At 71.4% G+C, this 16,109-nt stretch carries 14 protein-coding genes; 7 read left to right on the plus strand and 7 right to left on the minus strand.

Translation table 11 applies throughout. From position 1 onward, the window contains the following. Positions 1 to 121: 121 nt before the first annotated feature. Complete coding sequence (locus ACFV1J_RS09275) at positions 122 to 706, minus strand: MarR family winged helix-turn-helix transcriptional regulator (protein WP_385856744.1); 585 nt, start codon at positions 704 to 706, stop codon at positions 122 to 124. A 226-nt stretch (positions 707 to 932) separates the two neighbouring features. Here ACFV1J_RS09275 and ACFV1J_RS09280 point away from each other — a divergent pair, with 226 nt between their 5' ends. Continuing rightward, positions 933 to 1,565 carry a GNAT family N-acetyltransferase gene (locus tag ACFV1J_RS09280; protein WP_385856660.1) on the plus strand — a complete coding sequence of 211 codons (633 nt, stop codon included), beginning with the start codon at positions 933 to 935 and terminating at the stop codon, positions 1,563 to 1,565. Positions 1,566 to 1,593: 28 nt separating this feature from the next. On the opposite strand, the gene dusB is transcribed toward ACFV1J_RS09280, so the two are convergent. Next, a complete protein-coding gene (gene dusB / locus ACFV1J_RS09285; protein ID WP_385856661.1) occupies positions 1,594 to 2,724 on the minus strand; it encodes a tRNA dihydrouridine synthase DusB in 1,131 nt (376 codons plus the stop codon). 192 nt (positions 2,725 to 2,916) lie between these two features. On the opposite strand from dusB, the gene ACFV1J_RS09290 reads away from it, so the two are divergent. Beyond that, on the plus strand, positions 2,917 to 4,380 hold the full coding sequence (locus ACFV1J_RS09290; RefSeq protein WP_385856662.1) for an MFS transporter: 1,464 nt from the start codon (positions 2,917 to 2,919) through the stop codon (positions 4,378 to 4,380). Positions 4,381 to 4,399: 19 nt separating this feature from the next. Here ACFV1J_RS09290 and ACFV1J_RS09295 read toward each other — a convergent pair whose 3' ends face one another. Beyond that, on the minus strand, positions 4,400 to 5,338 hold the full coding sequence (locus tag ACFV1J_RS09295; RefSeq protein ID WP_385856663.1) for a helix-turn-helix transcriptional regulator: 939 nt from the start codon (positions 5,336 to 5,338) through the stop codon (positions 4,400 to 4,402). Between the two features lie 101 nt (positions 5,339 to 5,439). Here ACFV1J_RS09295 and ACFV1J_RS09300 point away from each other — a divergent pair, with 101 nt between their 5' ends. From ACFV1J_RS09300 to ACFV1J_RS09310, 3 genes are all read left to right on the plus strand, one after another. After that, entirely contained in the window at positions 5,440 to 6,891 is a 1,452-nt protein-coding gene (locus ACFV1J_RS09300) for an MFS transporter (protein WP_385856664.1), read from the plus strand. A gap of 186 nt (positions 6,892 to 7,077) precedes the next feature. After that, on the plus strand, positions 7,078 to 8,082 hold the full coding sequence (locus ACFV1J_RS09305) for an aldo/keto reductase (RefSeq protein ID WP_385856665.1): 1,005 nt from the start codon (positions 7,078 to 7,080) through the stop codon (positions 8,080 to 8,082). 216 nt (positions 8,083 to 8,298) lie between these two features. After that, the gene (locus ACFV1J_RS09310) at positions 8,299 to 8,907 is read left to right on the plus strand and encodes a TetR family transcriptional regulator (protein WP_385856666.1); all 609 of its coding nucleotides are present in this window, start codon (positions 8,299 to 8,301) and stop codon (positions 8,905 to 8,907) included. A gap of 299 nt (positions 8,908 to 9,206) precedes the next feature. On the opposite strand, the gene ACFV1J_RS09315 is transcribed toward ACFV1J_RS09310, so the two are convergent. The 3 genes from ACFV1J_RS09315 to ACFV1J_RS09325 form a co-directional block, all read right to left on the minus strand. After that, on the minus strand, positions 9,207 to 10,100 hold the full coding sequence (locus ACFV1J_RS09315; protein WP_385856667.1) for a D-alanyl-D-alanine carboxypeptidase family protein: 894 nt from the start codon (positions 10,098 to 10,100) through the stop codon (positions 9,207 to 9,209). A gap of 291 nt (positions 10,101 to 10,391) precedes the next feature. After that, entirely contained in the window at positions 10,392 to 11,030 is a 639-nt protein-coding gene (locus tag ACFV1J_RS09320) for a response regulator (protein WP_385856745.1), read from the minus strand. A 101-nt stretch (positions 11,031 to 11,131) separates the two neighbouring features. Beyond that, on the minus strand, positions 11,132 to 12,349 hold the full coding sequence (locus tag ACFV1J_RS09325; protein WP_385856668.1) for a sensor histidine kinase: 1,218 nt from the start codon (positions 12,347 to 12,349) through the stop codon (positions 11,132 to 11,134). 131 nt (positions 12,350 to 12,480) lie between these two features. Here ACFV1J_RS09325 and ACFV1J_RS09330 point away from each other — a divergent pair, with 131 nt between their 5' ends. Beyond that, the gene (locus tag ACFV1J_RS09330) at positions 12,481 to 12,981 is read left to right on the plus strand and encodes a hypothetical protein (RefSeq protein ID WP_385856669.1); all 501 of its coding nucleotides are present in this window, start codon (positions 12,481 to 12,483) and stop codon (positions 12,979 to 12,981) included. Positions 12,982 to 13,519: 538 nt separating this feature from the next. Here ACFV1J_RS09330 and ACFV1J_RS09335 read toward each other — a convergent pair. Continuing rightward, entirely contained in the window at positions 13,520 to 14,902 is a 1,383-nt protein-coding gene (locus ACFV1J_RS09335; RefSeq protein WP_385856670.1) for a glycine--tRNA ligase, read from the minus strand. A gap of 210 nt (positions 14,903 to 15,112) precedes the next feature. Here ACFV1J_RS09335 and ACFV1J_RS09340 point away from each other — a divergent pair, with 210 nt between their 5' ends. Next, on the plus strand, positions 15,113 to 16,075 hold the full coding sequence (locus ACFV1J_RS09340) for a metal ABC transporter substrate-binding protein (RefSeq protein ID WP_385856671.1): 963 nt from the start codon (positions 15,113 to 15,115) through the stop codon (positions 16,073 to 16,075). Positions 16,076 to 16,109: the final 34 nt, after the last annotated feature.

Consider the following 16,109-nt stretch of genomic DNA (forward strand, 5'->3'; position numbering starts at 1 on the left):
CGCGAAAGCCGAGCACAGCGAGGGTGCGCCGGCGCCGAGCATCGCTAACCGGCCATAGTTCCCGGCCGGACCGGAACACCGCCCGGGCGCCCGGAGTCGTATACGACCCGGTGGGTGGGGCTCAGAACGCACCCGCCCCCTTCGGACGGCGGCCGCTGCGACGGGGCGGCGGATCACGGCCGTCGAGCAGTTCCAGCCGCCGTTCCGCGCCACGGCGCTCCACCTGAGCCACGATCCGGCGCAGCAGTTCCGCCAGGTCCAGCGCCTCGTCGTCGCTCAAACCACCGGTCACGAAGACCTCTTCGTCGTGGAACTCCGGGAAGAGCCGGGCCATCAGCCGCTCCCCCTCGGACGTCAGCGAGAGCAGCGCGAGCCGCCCGTCGGTGGGGTGCGCCCGGCGCTCCAGCAGGCCGCGGTTCTGCAGGGTGCGGGCGACGCCGGTGAGCGTGCCCTTGGAGATGCCGGCCTCCTCGGCGACCTTGCGGGTCTCGCGTTCGCCGCCGATCCACACCACCCAGAGCACGACAAAGCCGGTCCAGGTCAGATCGGCGCCGCGCAGTACGGAGTTCTCGAAGTGCTGGCGCACCGCGGCCGCGGCCCGGTAGATGCCCGCCACCGCGGCCATCTGCTCGGCGCGCACGGGCAGATCCCCGACCCGGGCCCGCACCGCCCGCTCCACCTCCCCGAGCGAACGGTCCCCGCTCAGCACGGCTGCGTCCTCGTCACGGCGGCTCCTTCGTATTCAGACCGACCGAATTCCGGCATTCGGCCTCAAACGGTACGCGGCCGCCGCCCCCGTCCCCGCGCGCCGCGCCCAACTCCCGTGCCGGGCACATAAAGAGGTGCCGCCAAGCCTCCCATCGCGTAATGTGCGCACCCGTGCAGCACCTCTTACTCACCCGCACCAACGACCGTCACTCGGGGAGGACTTGATGCTTTCGGAACTCGTCGGCAACTGGGGAGCAGGCTGGGCGGTATCGCGCGGTACGCCCGCGCCGGCCGTCACACCGTGGGGCCTGTACATCGAGGTCGGCGCGCCCGGCCAGGTCGGGCGGCACGTGCTGCCCGAGGCCACCGAGGCCGCGGTGCGCGCGGCCACCGCGTCGGTGACCGTGCCCGACACCTGGCTCAAGGTGTGCCTGGAGGACGCGGAGGTCGAGCGCTGGCTCCCGGCGGGCTGGCAGGCCGACCGGGAGGACGCCGGCCACCTGATGGCCACCGATCTGCGGATCACGCATCCGGTGACGCCCGACGGCTACACCACCTCCGTGGAGCACCGCGCCGGCGTCACCTTCCTGCGGGTGCACGACGCGGCCGGCACGCTCGCCGCGAAGGGCCAGATGGCCGTCCTCGGGAACACCACCGTCGTCGACCGGGTCGAGACCCATCCCGCCCACCGCCGCCGCGGCCTCGGCAGCGTGGTCATGCGCACCCTCGCCGACCAGGCCGTGGCCGCGGGCGCCCGCATCGGCGTGCTGGGCGCCACCGACGAGGGCCGGGCCCTCTACGAGTCCCTGGACTGGAAACGGCACGCCCCGCTGGCGGCCTGTGTGTACCGGCCGTAAGAACGGCGGGGCCGCCGGCGGGCGGGGGTCAGCCGCCCGAGGTGTCCAGCTCGGCGTCCGCGCTGACGCCCGCGCAGTCGTACGGGTCGTCCAGCCAGCCGTCGGGGAGGACCACGCGGTTCCGGCCGGAGGTGCGGCCGCGGGGGCCGTCGGCACCGGTGGGCCAGGGCTGGTCGAGTTCCAACTCGCCCAGCAGGTCGGAGAGTTCGTTGAGGGAGGAGGAGATCGCGAGCTTCTTGCGCATCTCCGAGCCGATCGCGAAGCCCTTGGTGTACCAGGCGACGTGCTTGCGGAAGTCGATGACACCGCGCGCCTCGTCGTTCAGCCACTCGCCGAGCAGTGTGGCGTGCCGCAGCATGACGTCGGCGACCTGCTTCATCGTCGGCCGGGCGTAGTCCTCGGGGCGGCCCTCGAAGGCGGCGACGAGATCGCCGAAGAGCCACGGCCGGCCCAGGCAGCCCCGTCCGACGACGACACCGTCGCAGCCGGTCTCGCGCATCATCCGGACCGCGTCGTCCGCGGACCAGATGTCGCCGTTCCCCAGGACGGGGATCTCGCCGACGTGGTCCTTCAGGCGGGCGATGGCGTCCCAGTCGGCGGTGCCGCCGTAGTGCTGGGCGGCCGTCCGGCCGTGCAGGGCGATCGCGGTCACCCCCTCCTCGACGGCGATCCGGCCCGCGTCCAGGTAGGTGATGTGGTCGTCGTCGATGCCCTTGCGCATCTTCATGGTCACCGGCAGCCCGCCCGCGTTCGCCACCGCCTCCCGCAGGATGGAGCGGAGCAGCGGGCGCTTGAACGGCAGGGCCGAGCCGCCGCCCTTGCGGGTCACCTTGGGGACCGGGCAGCCGAAGTTCAGGTCGATGTGGTCGGCGAGGTCCTCCTCCGCGATCATGCGGGCGGCCTTGCCGACGGTGTCCGGGTCGACGCCGTACAGCTGGATCGAGCGCGGCTTCTCCGTCGCGTCGAAGTGGATCAGCTGCATGGTCTTCTCGTTGCGCTCGACCAGCGCCCGGGTCGTGATCATCTCGCTGACGAACAGGCCCTTGCCCGCGGAGAACTCCCGGCAGAGCGTCCGGAACGGGGCATTGGTGATCCCGGCCATGGGCGCGAGGACCACGGGCGGCTGCACCGTGTGCGGACCGATCTGCAGCAGCGACATGGAGCGATACCTTCGACTTTCTCCGGCGGTTCTCTTCGGTTTCCGGGTTCCGGGGCGGCGGTACGGGACGGGCGGGCCGGGGCCCTGCCGATCCGCGCGCCGCGGACGACCGGCTGCGGCCTCCCATTGTCCCGCACCGTGCCGGCGGCCCCGCCAGGGACGGACGGCCGGGGATCGTTGTAGCGTTCAAGGATGCCCGATCTCAGCCGCCGACGGCGTCTCCTCGTGCTGGCGATCTGCTGTCTGAGCCTGCTGATCGTCAGCCTGGACAACACCGTCCTCAACGTCGCCCTGCCGTCCGTGCAACGCGAGCTGCACGCCTCGGTCTCGGGGATGCAGTGGACGATCGACGCCTACACGCTGGTGCTGGCGTCGCTGCTGATGCTGGCCGGCTCGACCGCCGACCGGCTCGGCCGGCGGCGGATCTTCATGGTCGGGCTGGTGGTCTTCGCCCTCGGATCGCTGCTGTGCAGCCTGGCGCCCGACCTGGAATGGCTGGTGGTCTTCCGGATGGTGCAGGCGGTCGGCGGCTCGATGCTCAACCCCGTCGCGATGTCGATCATCACCAACACCTTCACCGACCCCCGCGAGCGGGCCCGCGCCATCGGGGTGTGGGGCGGAGTCGTCGGGATAAGCATGGCGGCCGGGCCGGTGGTCGGCGGGCTGCTGGTGCAGAGCGTCGGCTGGCGCTCGATCTTCTGGATCAACGTCCCGATCGGCGCGCTGGCCCTCTTCCTCACCCTGCGGTACGTCCCGGAGTCCCGCGCCCCGAAGCCGCGCCGGGTCGACCCGGTCGGCCAGCTGCTGGTGATCGCGCTGCTCGGCTCGCTGACGTACGCGATCATCGAGGCGCCGGACGCCGGCTGGGCGTCGCCGGAGATCCTGGGGTTCGTGCTGGTGGCGCTGGTCTCGCTGGCGGCACTGATCGGCTACGAGCGGCGCCGGCGGGAGCCGCTGATCGATCTGCGGTTCTTCCACAGCGTGCCGTTCAGCGGCGCCACCGTCGTGGCGGTCAGCGCGTTCGCCGCGCTCGGCGGCTTCCTCTTCATCAACACGCTCTACCTGCAGAACGTCCGCGGCCTCTCGGCCCTGGAGGCCGGGCTCTACATGCTGCCGATGGCCGGGATGACGCTGTTCTGCGCGCCGCTGTCGGGGCGGCTGGTCGGGGGCCGCGGCCCCCGGCTGCCGCTGCTGCTGGCCGGTACGACGATGGCCGCGAGCGGGCTGCTCTTCGCGGCGTGCGACGCCCAGTCGACGAACTGGCTGCTGTTCCCCGGCTATGTCCTCTTCGGCATCGGCTTCGGCCTGGTCAACGCGCCGATCACCAATACGGCGGTGTCCGGGATGCCGCGCGCCCAGGCCGGGGTGGCGGCCGCCGTGGCCTCCACCAGCCGTCAGGTGGGGCAGTCGCTCGGCGTCGCGGTGATCGGCGCCGTATTGGCGAGCGGGGCGCATGCGGCGGCCACCGCGGACGAGTTCATCGCGGCCGGCCGCCCGGCCTGGTGGATCATCGCCGGCTGCGGCGCGGCCGTCCTGCTGCTCGGCGCGCTGACCACGGGCCGCTGGGCGAAGGCCACCGCACGGCACACGGCGGAGCTGTTCGAGGACGAGGAGCGGAGCGGGGCGGCGACCCGGGCACCGGGCCGCCGCGCCTGACCGGGGAAGGGCTCCCCGATCACGCCGGGACGAGCATCAGCCTCTCCAACTGTTCCAGCCGCTCCCGTGAGGTCTCGTCGGCGGGCGTGTAGGAGATCAGCTTGGGGCCGGGGTTGGGGCCCGTCCACAGGCTGGTGGCGGTCAGTTCGAGCAGGCCCACCCGGGGGTGGCGGAAGAGCTTGACGGCACTGACCGGGCGGACGACCTCGTGCCGGGCCCAGATCTCGCGGAACTCCGGCGAGGCCTCCGTCAGCCGTGCGACCAGCGCCTTCCAGGCCGGCTCGGCGAGGTGCTCGGCCATCGAGGCGCGGAACTTGGCGGCCATCACCCGCATCGTGGCGTCCAGGTCGACCACTCGCGCCCGCCACTCGGGGTGGGTGAACGCCAGCCACATGCAGTTGCGGTCCTCCTCGGGCAGCGCGTCGAGGTCGCACATCAGCTGCCCGTAGGTGCTGTTGTAGGCGAGGATGTCGAACCGGGCGTTCTGCATGACCGCGGGGAACGGCGAGAGCTGGTCGAGGACTTGGCGCAGGGCGCGCGGAACGCCGGTGCACTCGGTGCCCGGCACGGGGTCGACGGCGCCGGCGAGCGCGAAGAGGTGGCTGCGCTCGGCGCGGTCGAGCAGCAGCGCACGGGCCACCGCGTCCAGGACCTGCGGCGATACGTGGATGTCCCGGCCCTGTTCGAGCCAGGTGTACCAGGTGACGCCGACCGCGCCGAGGTGCGCGACCTCCTCGCGGCGCAGTCCCGGCGTGCGGCGGCGGGCGCCGCGCGGCAGGCCGACCTGCTCGGGGGTGATCCGCTCGCGCCGACTGCGCAGGAAGGCGGCCAGCTCGGCCCGGCGGGCGGCGTCGTCGTGCGGGGGTGCGGCGCCCGTGGGGCGGGCCGCGCCGGGCGGCGGGGTCGTGGCGGCAACGGGCCGTGTGGCAGCCTGCGTCAGGGTCGCGTCGACGGTCATGCCTCCAGCGTGCCGCAGCGCCCAGGCGGTTGCCAGGTAGCAGTGATACCAGGATAAGGACACTCTGGTACCCGTCTGAGCGCTCGACGATCGTCGTATCCGTGAGCGAAACCCGAGCACAGACCATCCCTGTCGAAACCCCGGCCGGCGCCCCGCGGCAGGCGTCGGCCACCGCCGCCCTGACCCCGCTCGGTCTGCTGACCGTGCTGCTGGGCGCGGCCCTCCCGATGATCGACTTCTTCATCGTCAATGTCGCCCTGCCGACCATCGACCACGACCTGCACGCGGGACCCGCGATGCTGGAGATGGTGGTGGCCGGCTACGGCGTCGCGTACGCCACGCTGCTGGTCCTGGGCGGGCGGCTCGGGGACATGATCGGCCGGCGCCGGCTGTTCCTGTGGGGCCTGGCCACCTTCGGCCTGACCTCGCTGGCGTGCGGCCTCGCCCCGGACGCTGCGACGCTGGTGGCCGCCCGGGTCACCCAGGGGGCGTCGGCGGCACTGCTGCTTCCCCAGGTGCTCGCCACCATCCAGGCCACGACCACCGGGAAGCGGCGCGCCAAGGCCGTCAGCCTCTACGGCGGCACGGCCGGGGTCTCCAGCGCCGTCGGCCAGGTGGTCGGCGGGCTGCTGGTCTCGGTGGATCTGGCGGGCTCCGGCTGGCGCGCGGTCTTCCTGGTGAACGTGCCGATCGCCGCGGCGGCCTGGCTGCTGGCCGCCCGTACGGTCCCCGAGACCCGCTCCCCGCACCCGACCCGGGTCGACGGCCCCGGCACCGTCCTGCTGGCCGTCTCGCTGGTCACCCTGCTGCTGCCGCTGACCGAGGGGCGGGCGGCCGGCTGGCCCCTGTGGTCGTGGCTCCTGCTGGCCGTCTTCCCGTGCGCCGGCGCCGCGTTCTTCCTGGTGGAGCGGCGCACCGAACGCAGCGGCCGGACCCCGCTCATCCCGCCGTCGCTGCTTGGCATCCCGTCGGTGAACAGCGGCCTCACCATGATCGTGCCGTTCTCGGTGGGCTTCGGCGGCTTCATGTTCGTGGTGGCCGTCGCACTCCAAGCCGGCCTGCACTACGGCCCGTTGGCGGCCGGTCTGTCCCTGCTGCCGCTCTGCGTCACCTTCTTCCTCGCCTCGCTGGCGGGGCCGCGGCTGGTGGGGCGCTTCGGGCGGCGGGTGGTCCTCACCGGCTCGCTGATCCAGGGTGCCGGGCTGATCGTGCTGGCGCTGACCGTGCACGCGGGCTGGCCGGGCGTCACGGTGGCCGGTCTCGCGCCGAGCATGGCGCTGCTCGGCCTCGGCCAGGGGTTGGTGCTGCCGGTCCTGATGCGCATCGTGCTGAGCGAGCTGCCGGTGGCGCAGGCGGGGGTGGGCGGCGGCGTCATGGTCACCACGCAGCAGTCCGGCCTGGCGCTGGGCGTGGCGACCCTCGGCACGCTCTTCCTCGCGCTGCTGCCGTCCGTCGGCATCCGCGATGCGCTGCTGGCGGCGCTGCTGACGCAGCTGGCGATCGTCGTAGGTACCACGGCCCTGGCCCTTCGTCTGCCGCGCGCACTGCGCTGACCTGCGGAAACGCGAGGATACGGGCGTACGTCACGGCATGTCGACTGACAGATATTGAAATCTGTCAGTCGACATGCCATAGTTGTTTGCGTGAGGGATCCGGACACGCCCCCGCCCCGCGGGGCCGGCGCCCACCTCCCTCGCTCCACCCACCCTTCCCCTCGCCATCCCCTTCAGGAGCACCCAGTGCAGACCCGCACCCTGGGCACCACCGGCCCACAGACCTCCGCCCTCGGCCTCGGCTGCATGGGCATGTCCGCCCTCTACGGCGACAGCGACCGCACCGAATCCCTCGCCACCGTCCACGCCGCCCTCGACGCCGGCATCACCCTGCTCGACACCGGCGACTTCTACGGCATGGGCCACAACGAACTGCTGATCAACGAAGCGCTGCGCACCGCCCCCGCCGCGGCCCGCGAACGGGCACAGATCAGCGTGAAGTTCGGCGCCCTGCGCACCATCGAGGGCGGCTTCACCGGCTACGACGGCCGGCCCAACGCGGTGAAGAACTTCGCCGCCTACTCCCTCCAGCGCCTGGGCACCGACCACATCGACATCTACCGGATCGCCCGGCTCGACCCGGACGTCCCGGTCGAGGAGACCGTCGGCGCCATCGCCGAACTGGTGGAGGCGGGACACGTCCGCCACATCGGCCTCTCCGAGGTCGGCGCGGAATCGCTGCGCCGCGCGGCCGCCGTGGCCCCGATCTCCGACCTTCAGATCGAGTACTCCCTCATCTCCCGCGGCATCGAGGACGCGATCCTGCCCACCGCCCGCGAACTGGGCATCGGCATCACCGCCTACGGCGTGCTCTCCCGCGGCCTGATCAGCGGCCACTTCGACCGGGACCGCAAGCTCGCCGCCAACGACTTCCGCGGGATGAGCCCGCGCTTCCAGGGCGAGAACCTCGACCGCAACCTCGATCTGGTCGACGCGCTCCGCAAGATCGCCGAACAGAAGGGCGTCTCGGTGGCCCAGATAGCCATCGCCTGGGTGCTCTCCCGCGGCGAGGACATCGTCCCGCTGGTCGGTGCGCGCCGCCGGGACCGGCTCTCCGAGGCGCTCGGGGCCCTGGACGTGACGCTGGACGCGGAGGACCTCGCCGCGATCGAGCGGGCGGTGCCGGCCGGTGCCGCCGCCGGCGACCGGTACCCCGCCGAGCAGATGGCCCACCTCGACAGCGAGCGCTGACCGCCGGCGGGGCGGTGGCCGGCGGGGGCGGCCAGGTACCGTCCGTAGGTACCGCTCGGGGACCCACGGTGCACCTGGTGCGCCTACCGGCCCCACCCGCGGTTCCGAAGTACGGACGTACGGGTGCCGCCCGGCACCCGCCCACCGCCATCCGTACCCGCCCGTCCGCCGTCGTCCGTGCCCGCCGTCCGCCCCTCCCGAAAGGCCGTCCGCACCATGCCCCCCGAGTCGTTGACCCCCGAGCGCATCCTCGAAGCCACCGAGGAGGTGCTGCGCCGCTACGGCCCGGCGAAGGCCACGGTCGTGGACGTGGCGCGTGCCCTGGGCGTGAGCCACGGCAGCGTCTACCGCCACTTCCGTACGAAGACGGCGCTGCGGGAAGCGGTCACGGCGCGCTGGCTGGACCGTACGAGCCAGCAGCTGTCCGGCATCGTGACGGAGGAGGGCCCGGCGGCCGAGCGGCTGGACCGCTGGCTGACCGCGCTCTTCGAGGCCAAGCGGCACAAGGCGGGCGACGATCCCGAGCTGTTCGCGACGTACATGGCGCTGATCGGCGAGAGCGGTGGTGTGGTCGACCGGCACGTCACGGACCTGGAGTCCCAGCTGACCCGGATCATCGAGGACGGCGTCGGCGAGGGCACCTTCCAGACCCCCTCCCCCGCCGTCACCGCCCGCGCCGTCTTCGACGCCACCGGCCGCTTCCACGACCCGTGTTACGCGGCCGAGTGGTCCCGCCCGGAGATCACCGCCGACTTCGAGGCGGTCCGCGACCTGGTCCTCCGCGGCCTGCGCCCCGCCTCGACGGGGCAGACGGACGGACCGTAGAACGACGGGAACGGCGGAACGGGGGGAACGGCGGGAACGGGGGGCCCGACGGAAGCGACGGGAACGGCGGGCCCGGAAGCGACGGGCACGACGGAACGGCCGGCACGACAGAACGGCCGGCACGACGGAACGGCCGGCACGACAGAACGGCGGAAAGGGTGGGAAGGGGGAGGGGAGGGGGGAGGGGAGGGGGAAACGGCGAAGGGCCCGCCCGCGGCCGAACGGCCGCCGACAGGCCCCCTTACCGGGACCGAACCGACCCGGACCGACCCGGCCCGAACCGACCCGGGCCGTACGGACTACTTCTTGAAGGCGTAGTCCAGCAGCTTCTTCGCGTCCGCCGTGCGGTTGGCGACCGAGGAGGAGGCGAGGACGGTACCGATGACGGTCTTGCCGTTACGGGTGGCGGCGAAGGCCAGGCAGAACTTGGCCTCCGGACCCGAGCCGGTCTTGACGCCGATGGTGCCGGCGTAAGTGCCCAGCAGCGGGTTGGTGTTGGTCCACTCCATGTAGCGGTAGCCACCGCTCTTGGTCGTGACCTTCTGCTTCGTCGACTTCGTCTTCACGACCGTACGGAACGTGGAGTACTTCATCGCGTTGCTGGCGAGCTTGGTCAGATCGCGCGGCGTCGAGTAGTTCGCGCCGTGGCCGATGCCGTCGAACGAGTCGAAGTGCGTGTTCGTCAGACCGAGGCTCTTGGCGGTGGCGTTCATCTTGCCGATGAACGACTTGACCCGCTCGGCCCGGGTGGAGCCGCTGCCGAACTTGTCGGCGAGCGCGTAGGCGGCGTCGCAGCCGGACGGCAGCATCAGCCCGTAGAGCAGCTGCCGGACCGTGACCTTGTCGCCGACGATCAGGTGGGCCGAGGAGGCCCAGTTGTTGTCGACGATGTAGTCGCTGTACGCCTTCTGGACCGTGACCTTGGAATCCAGGTTGAGGTTCGGCTGCCCGAGCACCACCCGGGCGGTCATGATCTTGGTCGTCGAGCCGGTGGAACGACGGGTGTCCGCAGCCTTGGTGAACAGGGACTGACCCGTGCTGTTGTTCATCACGAAACCGCCGGCGGCGGTGATCGTGGGCGTCGGGAGTGTGGCGGCCTGCGCCGGAGCGGCGAACGCCCCGGCCGACAGAACGGCACCCGCGGTGACGACGGCCGCGGAGACGCGACGAATGCCCTTAATGCCGGTTTTCAAATTGAATACTCCAAATACCCCTGCGGTGCGGCCCATAGGAGAAGGCCGCTTCGCCTGTGAGACGCGGGAGAAGAGGCAATGGATGCACATGAGGGGACAGGAAGTGCGCTCCGGGCCGGAATTCACGCCGCGAAGGCCTGCCCGGCTCGAATACCCCGGCGACCTGCGGACCACGGTTCGAGCCGACACGACCACTGAGCCGATACGACCAATAAGCCAGCACGACCGCTCAGCCGGCGCGACCACTGAGCCGATACGACCACTGAGCCGGCGCGACGGGCACGACGCTCCCTAGCCGCCGACCCCCAGGAACCGCAGCACCGCCAGGACGCGACGGTGGTCGGCGTCGGCCTTCGGGAGGTCCAGCTTGGCGAGGATGTTGTTGATGTGCTTGGCGACCGCGCTCTCGCTCACCACGAGCCCCGCGGCGATCCCCGCGTTGGAGCGGCCCTCGGCCATCAGCGCGAGGACCTCCCGCTCACGGGCCGTCAGCCGCTCCAGCGGATCGCTCGACCGCCGTACCAGCAACTGCGCGACGACCTGCGGGTCCAGCGCGGTGCCGCCGTCCGCCACCCGCCGCAGCGCCTCGAGGAACTCCTCGACGTCCGCCACCCGTTGTTTGAGCAGATAGCCGACGCCGCTGGTGTTCGAGGCCAGCAGATCGGCCGCGTACCGCTCCTCGACGTACTGCGACAGCATCAACACCGCGGTAGCAGGCCACCGTTGGCGGATCGACAGGGCGGCACGCACCCCCTCGTCCGTGAAACCGGGCGGCATCCGCACGTCCACCACCGCGAGGTCCGGCCGGTGCTCGGCGACCGCGGCCAGCAGCTCCTCGGCGTCCCCCGCCTCGGCGGCCACCTCGAACCCGGCCATCTCCACGACCTTGACCAGCCCGATCCGCAGCAGAACGGAGTCCTCCGCGATCACGGCACGCCGTACGGCACCTGGCTTCGCACCCTGCGCACCGGCCACCCCGGCCTCGGTCTGCGCCTCCGCCCCACGCACCACGTCATCCCCCACGTCACGCCTCACCTCGGGCACGGCAGCTCCACGCTCATCATGGTCGGGCCCCCCACGGGGCTGCTCATCCGGAATGTTCCGTCCACGGACCGCACACGCTGGGCGAGCCCGGTGAGACCACTCCCCTTGGACGGATCGGCCCCGCCCGCACCGTCGTCGGCGATCACCACCCGCAGTATCTCGCCCAGCCTGGTGACCGTCACATCCACCCGGGTCGCCTCCCGGGCGTGCTTGGCGACGTTCGTCAGCGCCTCGGAGACCACGAAGTACGCCACCGCCTCGATGGCCGGCACGGTACGCCGCGGCACATCGACCCGCAGCCGTACGGGCAGCGGCGCCCGGGCGGCGAGCCCCGACAGCGCGGCGTCCAGCCCCAGCTCGTCCAGGACGGCCGGGTGCAGGCCGCGCACCAGACTGCTGAGCTCCTCGATCGCCTCCTTCGCCTCCCGGTGCGCCGTGTCGATCACCTCACGCGCCTCCGGCGGCAGATCCGTCAGCGTTGCCTTGGCCAGGCCCAGGTTCAGCGCCAGCGACACCAGGCGTTGCTGGGCGCCGTCGTGCAGATCCCGTTCGATGCGGCGCCGTTCGGCATCCGCGGCGTCGACCGCACCGGCCCGGCTCTCGGTGAGGTCGATCACCCGCCGCGCCAGGTCCTCGCTCGGGTCGGGCCCCAGCAGGGCGGGCCCGAGGTGGGTCTCCAGACGTACCAGGACCGCGGCGAGCGAGGGGACGGCGGCGAGCGCGGCGAGGCCGGCGACGGTGACATAGGCGGCCTGGGTGTAGTAGCCGGGATGACCGACCCGCCACTCCAGGGGGACCGCCCATATCCACAGGCACACCGTGCCGGCGGCCAGACCCGCCAACAGCAGGCCGAGCACCAGCATTTCGAGCCCGCCGAGCAGTGCCCCGACCAGACAGTGGTAGCCGAACCGCCGCTGCCAGCGCCGCCACAAGACCGGTGCCGGGATGTCGATCCCGAGCAGCTGCCGGAAGCGCCAGCGCTGCGCGGCGTTCAGCGCCGGCGTGGACGACGCCGTGAGCACCAGCGCGAGCCCCAGAACCACCGGCACGCTGCTGTCGTTCCCCTCGACGATCTCCCAGACGAGACCGAAGGCCATGAACAACAGGAACCCGATGAGAAGGTGCAGCGGCACTCCCAGGGCGAGGAAGTAGGTATCGCGAGTCAGCCGGGTGAGCGCGCGCCGGGTCCGGGGCGGAATCTTCATGATCCAACGCTATGTGCCGGGCGCCGCGGCCCGCCATGAAGCCCGTTGCCGGACGGGGGGTGTACCTGGTGCCACCCCAAGTCGGACAGCCGCATTACTGACCGTGACCGGCAAAAACCGGAGTCTTGATCATGAGCCCGAAGGCCGGGTTCGTGACCTTGAAAGAGACCTCCGCCATGGCCCTGATCGCCTTCAACCCCCCTGTCGACAACGGACGTCGCGCGGCGAACGGCGCCGTACGCGGGGGTCTGCGGCTGAGCCGCGCCCGCCGCTGGCAGGGCCGCGTCCTGGCGGGGGCCGGGCTGGCGCTGCTGCCCTGGCTCGGCTACCTCGCCGGCACCCTGCCGCCCACCGAGGCCGCCGCCTGGGTCGCCCTCGACGCCCTGGAGGCCGCAGCCTTGCTCACCGCCGGCCTCCGCCTCCTGCGCGCCGACCCCCGTCACCGCGCCCCCGCCGGCGCCGCGGCCGTCCTGCTGCTCGCCGACGCCTGCATCGACCTCGCCACCTCCGCCCCCGGCGCCGAGCTGGCCAGCGCCATAGCCATGGCCGTAGCCGCCGAACTCCCCCTCGCCGCCCTCTGCGCCTGGCTCACCACCCGGCCGCTGCGGGGCGCCGTGAGGCGGGGGGCTTGAGGGGGCCTGAGGGCGGGGGCCGGACGGCGGGGTCGCTTGGGGAGGGGCAGTTGAGAGAGGCGGGGCAGTTCAGAGGCTGGGCAGTTGAGGGCTGGGCAGTTGAGGGGCTGGGCAGTACAGAGGCTGGGCACCCGGCGGGGGCGCCTGAGCACCCGGCAGGCCACCTAAGGGTCCGCCGAACAGATCCCGTAGGGGACGCGAGGCCCCCCTTCGGGGCCACAACGAACGGACGGGGGCGGGTATTCCCAGCTGGGGTGCTACAGCCCACCGACCCACCCACCGGGCGGGCCACCTAAGGGTCCGCCGAACAGATCCCGTAGGGGACGCGAGCCCCCCTTCGGGGCCACAACGAAACGGGCGAGGGCGGGTATTCCCGGGTGGGATACCCAGCCCACCAGCCCGACCACCCACGAAAACCAGCCCACCACCCGCAAAAGACCAGCCCCAACCACCCACGAAAAAACCAGGGCCGGCTCCCAAAGGGAACCGGCCCCGGCCAACTACCCGAAACCGCCTGAACCGACCAAGTCGGCTCGACTCAGCAGCCCAGCAGCCGCGCCGCCAGGTACGGCTGGATCTGGTCCAGGCTGATGCGCTCCTGCTTCATGGTGTCGCGCTCGCGGACGGTGACCGCGTTGTCGTCGAGGGTGTCGAAGTCGACGGTGACGCAGAACGGGGTGCCGATCTCGTCCTGGCGGCGGTAGCGGCGGCCGATGGCGCCCGCGTCGTCGAACTCGATGTTCCAGTTCTTCCGCAGGTCCGCGGCGAGGCCCTTGGCCTTCGGGGAGAGCTGCGGGTTGCGGGACAGCGGCAGCACCGCGACCTTGACCGGCGCCAGGCGCGGGTCGAGCCGCATGACCGTGCGCTTCTCCATCTTGCCCTTGGCGTTGGGCGCCTCGTCCTCGACGTAGGCGTCGAGCATGAAGGCGAGCATCGCGCGGTTGACACCGGCCGCCGGCTCGATGACGTAGGGGGTCCAGCGCTCGCCGGCCTCCTGGTCGAAGTACGACAGGTCCTGGCCGGACGCCTTGGAGTGCGCGCCCAGGTCGTAGTCGGTGCGGTTGGCCACGCCCTCCAGCTCGGAGAACTCGGTGCCGCCGAAGTTGAAGCGGTACTCGATGTCAGCGGTGCGCTTGGAGTAGTGGGAGAGCTTCTCCTTCGGGTGCTCGTACCACCGGATGTTCTCCTCGCGCAGGCCCAGGTCGCGGTACCAGTTCCAGCGCTGCTCCATCCAGTACTCGTGCCACTGCTCGTCCTCGCCCGGCTTGACGAAGAACTCCATCTCCATCTGCTCGAACTCGCGGGTGCGGAAGATGAAGTTGCCCGGAGTGATCTCGTTCCGGAAGGACTTGCCCATCTGCGCGATGCCGAACGGGGGCTTCTTGCGCGAGGTCTGCTGGACCTGGGCGAAGTTGGTGAAGATGCCCTGGGCGGTCTCGGGGCGCAGGTAGGCGACCGAGGCGGTGTCCTGGGACGGGCCGAGGTGGGTGGAGAGCAGGCCGGAGAACTGCTTGGGCTCGGTGAAGCCGCCCTTGTTGCCGCAGTGCGGGCAGTTGATGTCCGCGAGGCCGTTCTCGGGCAGCTTGCCGTGCTTGGCCTCGTACGCCTCCTCCAGGTGGTCGGCGCGGAAGCGCTTGTGGCAGGAGGTGCACTCGGTGAGCGGGTCGGTGAAGGTGGCGACGTGGCCGGACGCCTGCCACACCTCGGGCGCCAGGATCACCGACGAGTCGATGCCGACGACGTCCTCGCGCGAGGTGACCATGGCGCGCCACCACTGCCGCTTGATGTTCTCCTTGAGCTCGACGCCCAGCGGACCGTAGTCCCAGGCAGCCCGGGAGCCGCCGTAGATCTCACTACAGGGGTAAACGAAGCCACGGCGCTTGCTCAGGCTGACGATGGTATCGATCTTGTCGGCGGCCACGGTGCTCTCTTCATTACGACGACGAACGATGAATTGGGCGGCGCCCTCGCGTCTCGTCGGGGGTGCAGGTCGCAAGACGGCTGGGCGAATAGTTCAGGGTACCGGCGGGCGCCGCCCCGGGACCAAATCGGTTCCCGGTCACTGTCGGCCCGCTCACACCGGGCCGAGGTTTATTGACAATCGTTTCCAGGTTTGTTGAAAATGAGTGTCATGAACATACGTCGTCACCTCGCCACCGCCGCGGTCGCCGGAGCCGCGGGGCTCGGCCTGCTGGCCCTTACCGCCTGCTCCCCCACCGCCGGCGGCAGGACGGCCGACGGCAAGCTGAAGGTGACAGCGTCCTTCTATCCCATGGAATTCCTCGCCGAGCAGATCGGCGGGAAGCACGTCGAGGTGACCGACCTCACCAAGCCGGGTGTCGAGCCGCACGACCTGGAGCTTCTCACCAAGCAGACCGCCCAGCTCAGCGAGTCCGGCGCGGTCGTCTACCTCAAGGGCCTGCAGCCCGCCGTGGACGAGGCGATCGCCCAGTCCGGCGTCAAGAACGTCGCCGACGCCGCCGCCCTGACCTCCCTCGAAAAGCACGGCACCGAGGTCGACGGCCACCACCACACCACCGGCGACAACCACTCGCACTCCGACACCGAGGGCGGCAACGACCCGCACATCTGGCTCGACCCGGTCAAGTACGCCGAGGTCGCCAAGGGCGTCAACAAGACCCTCGCCAAGGCCGACCCGAAGCACCGGGCCGACTACCAGAAGAACACCGACGCCCTGGTGAAGAAGCTGACCGCGCTGGACACGGAGTTCAAGGACGGCCTGAAGAACCGGGCCTCGGACACCTTCCTCACCACCCATGCGGCCTTCGGCTACCTCGCCGAGCGCTACGGCCTGACCGAGGAGGCCGTCAGCGGCCTCGACCCCGAGTCCGAGCCCAGCGCGCACCGCATCAAGGCCCTGCACACCCTCGCCGCCGAGCACCACGTCTCCACGGTCTTCTTCGAGACGATCGCCAACCCGGCCACCGCCAAGGCCCTGGCCGGCGACCTCCACCTGAAGACCGACGTCCTGGACCCGCTCGAAGGGATCACCGCCAAGTCCCGCGGCAAGGACTACTTCGGCGTGCAGCGCGCCAACCTCGCGGCGCTGCAGAAGGCACTCGGCAGCAAGTGATCGGCAACAAGTGAACCGCACCGGCCAGCCCGCC

Origin of the sequence: Streptomyces sp. NPDC059649 (genome assembly GCF_042734445.1) — a bacterium.
GTDB lineage: Bacteria > Actinomycetota > Actinomycetes > Streptomycetales > Streptomycetaceae > Streptomyces.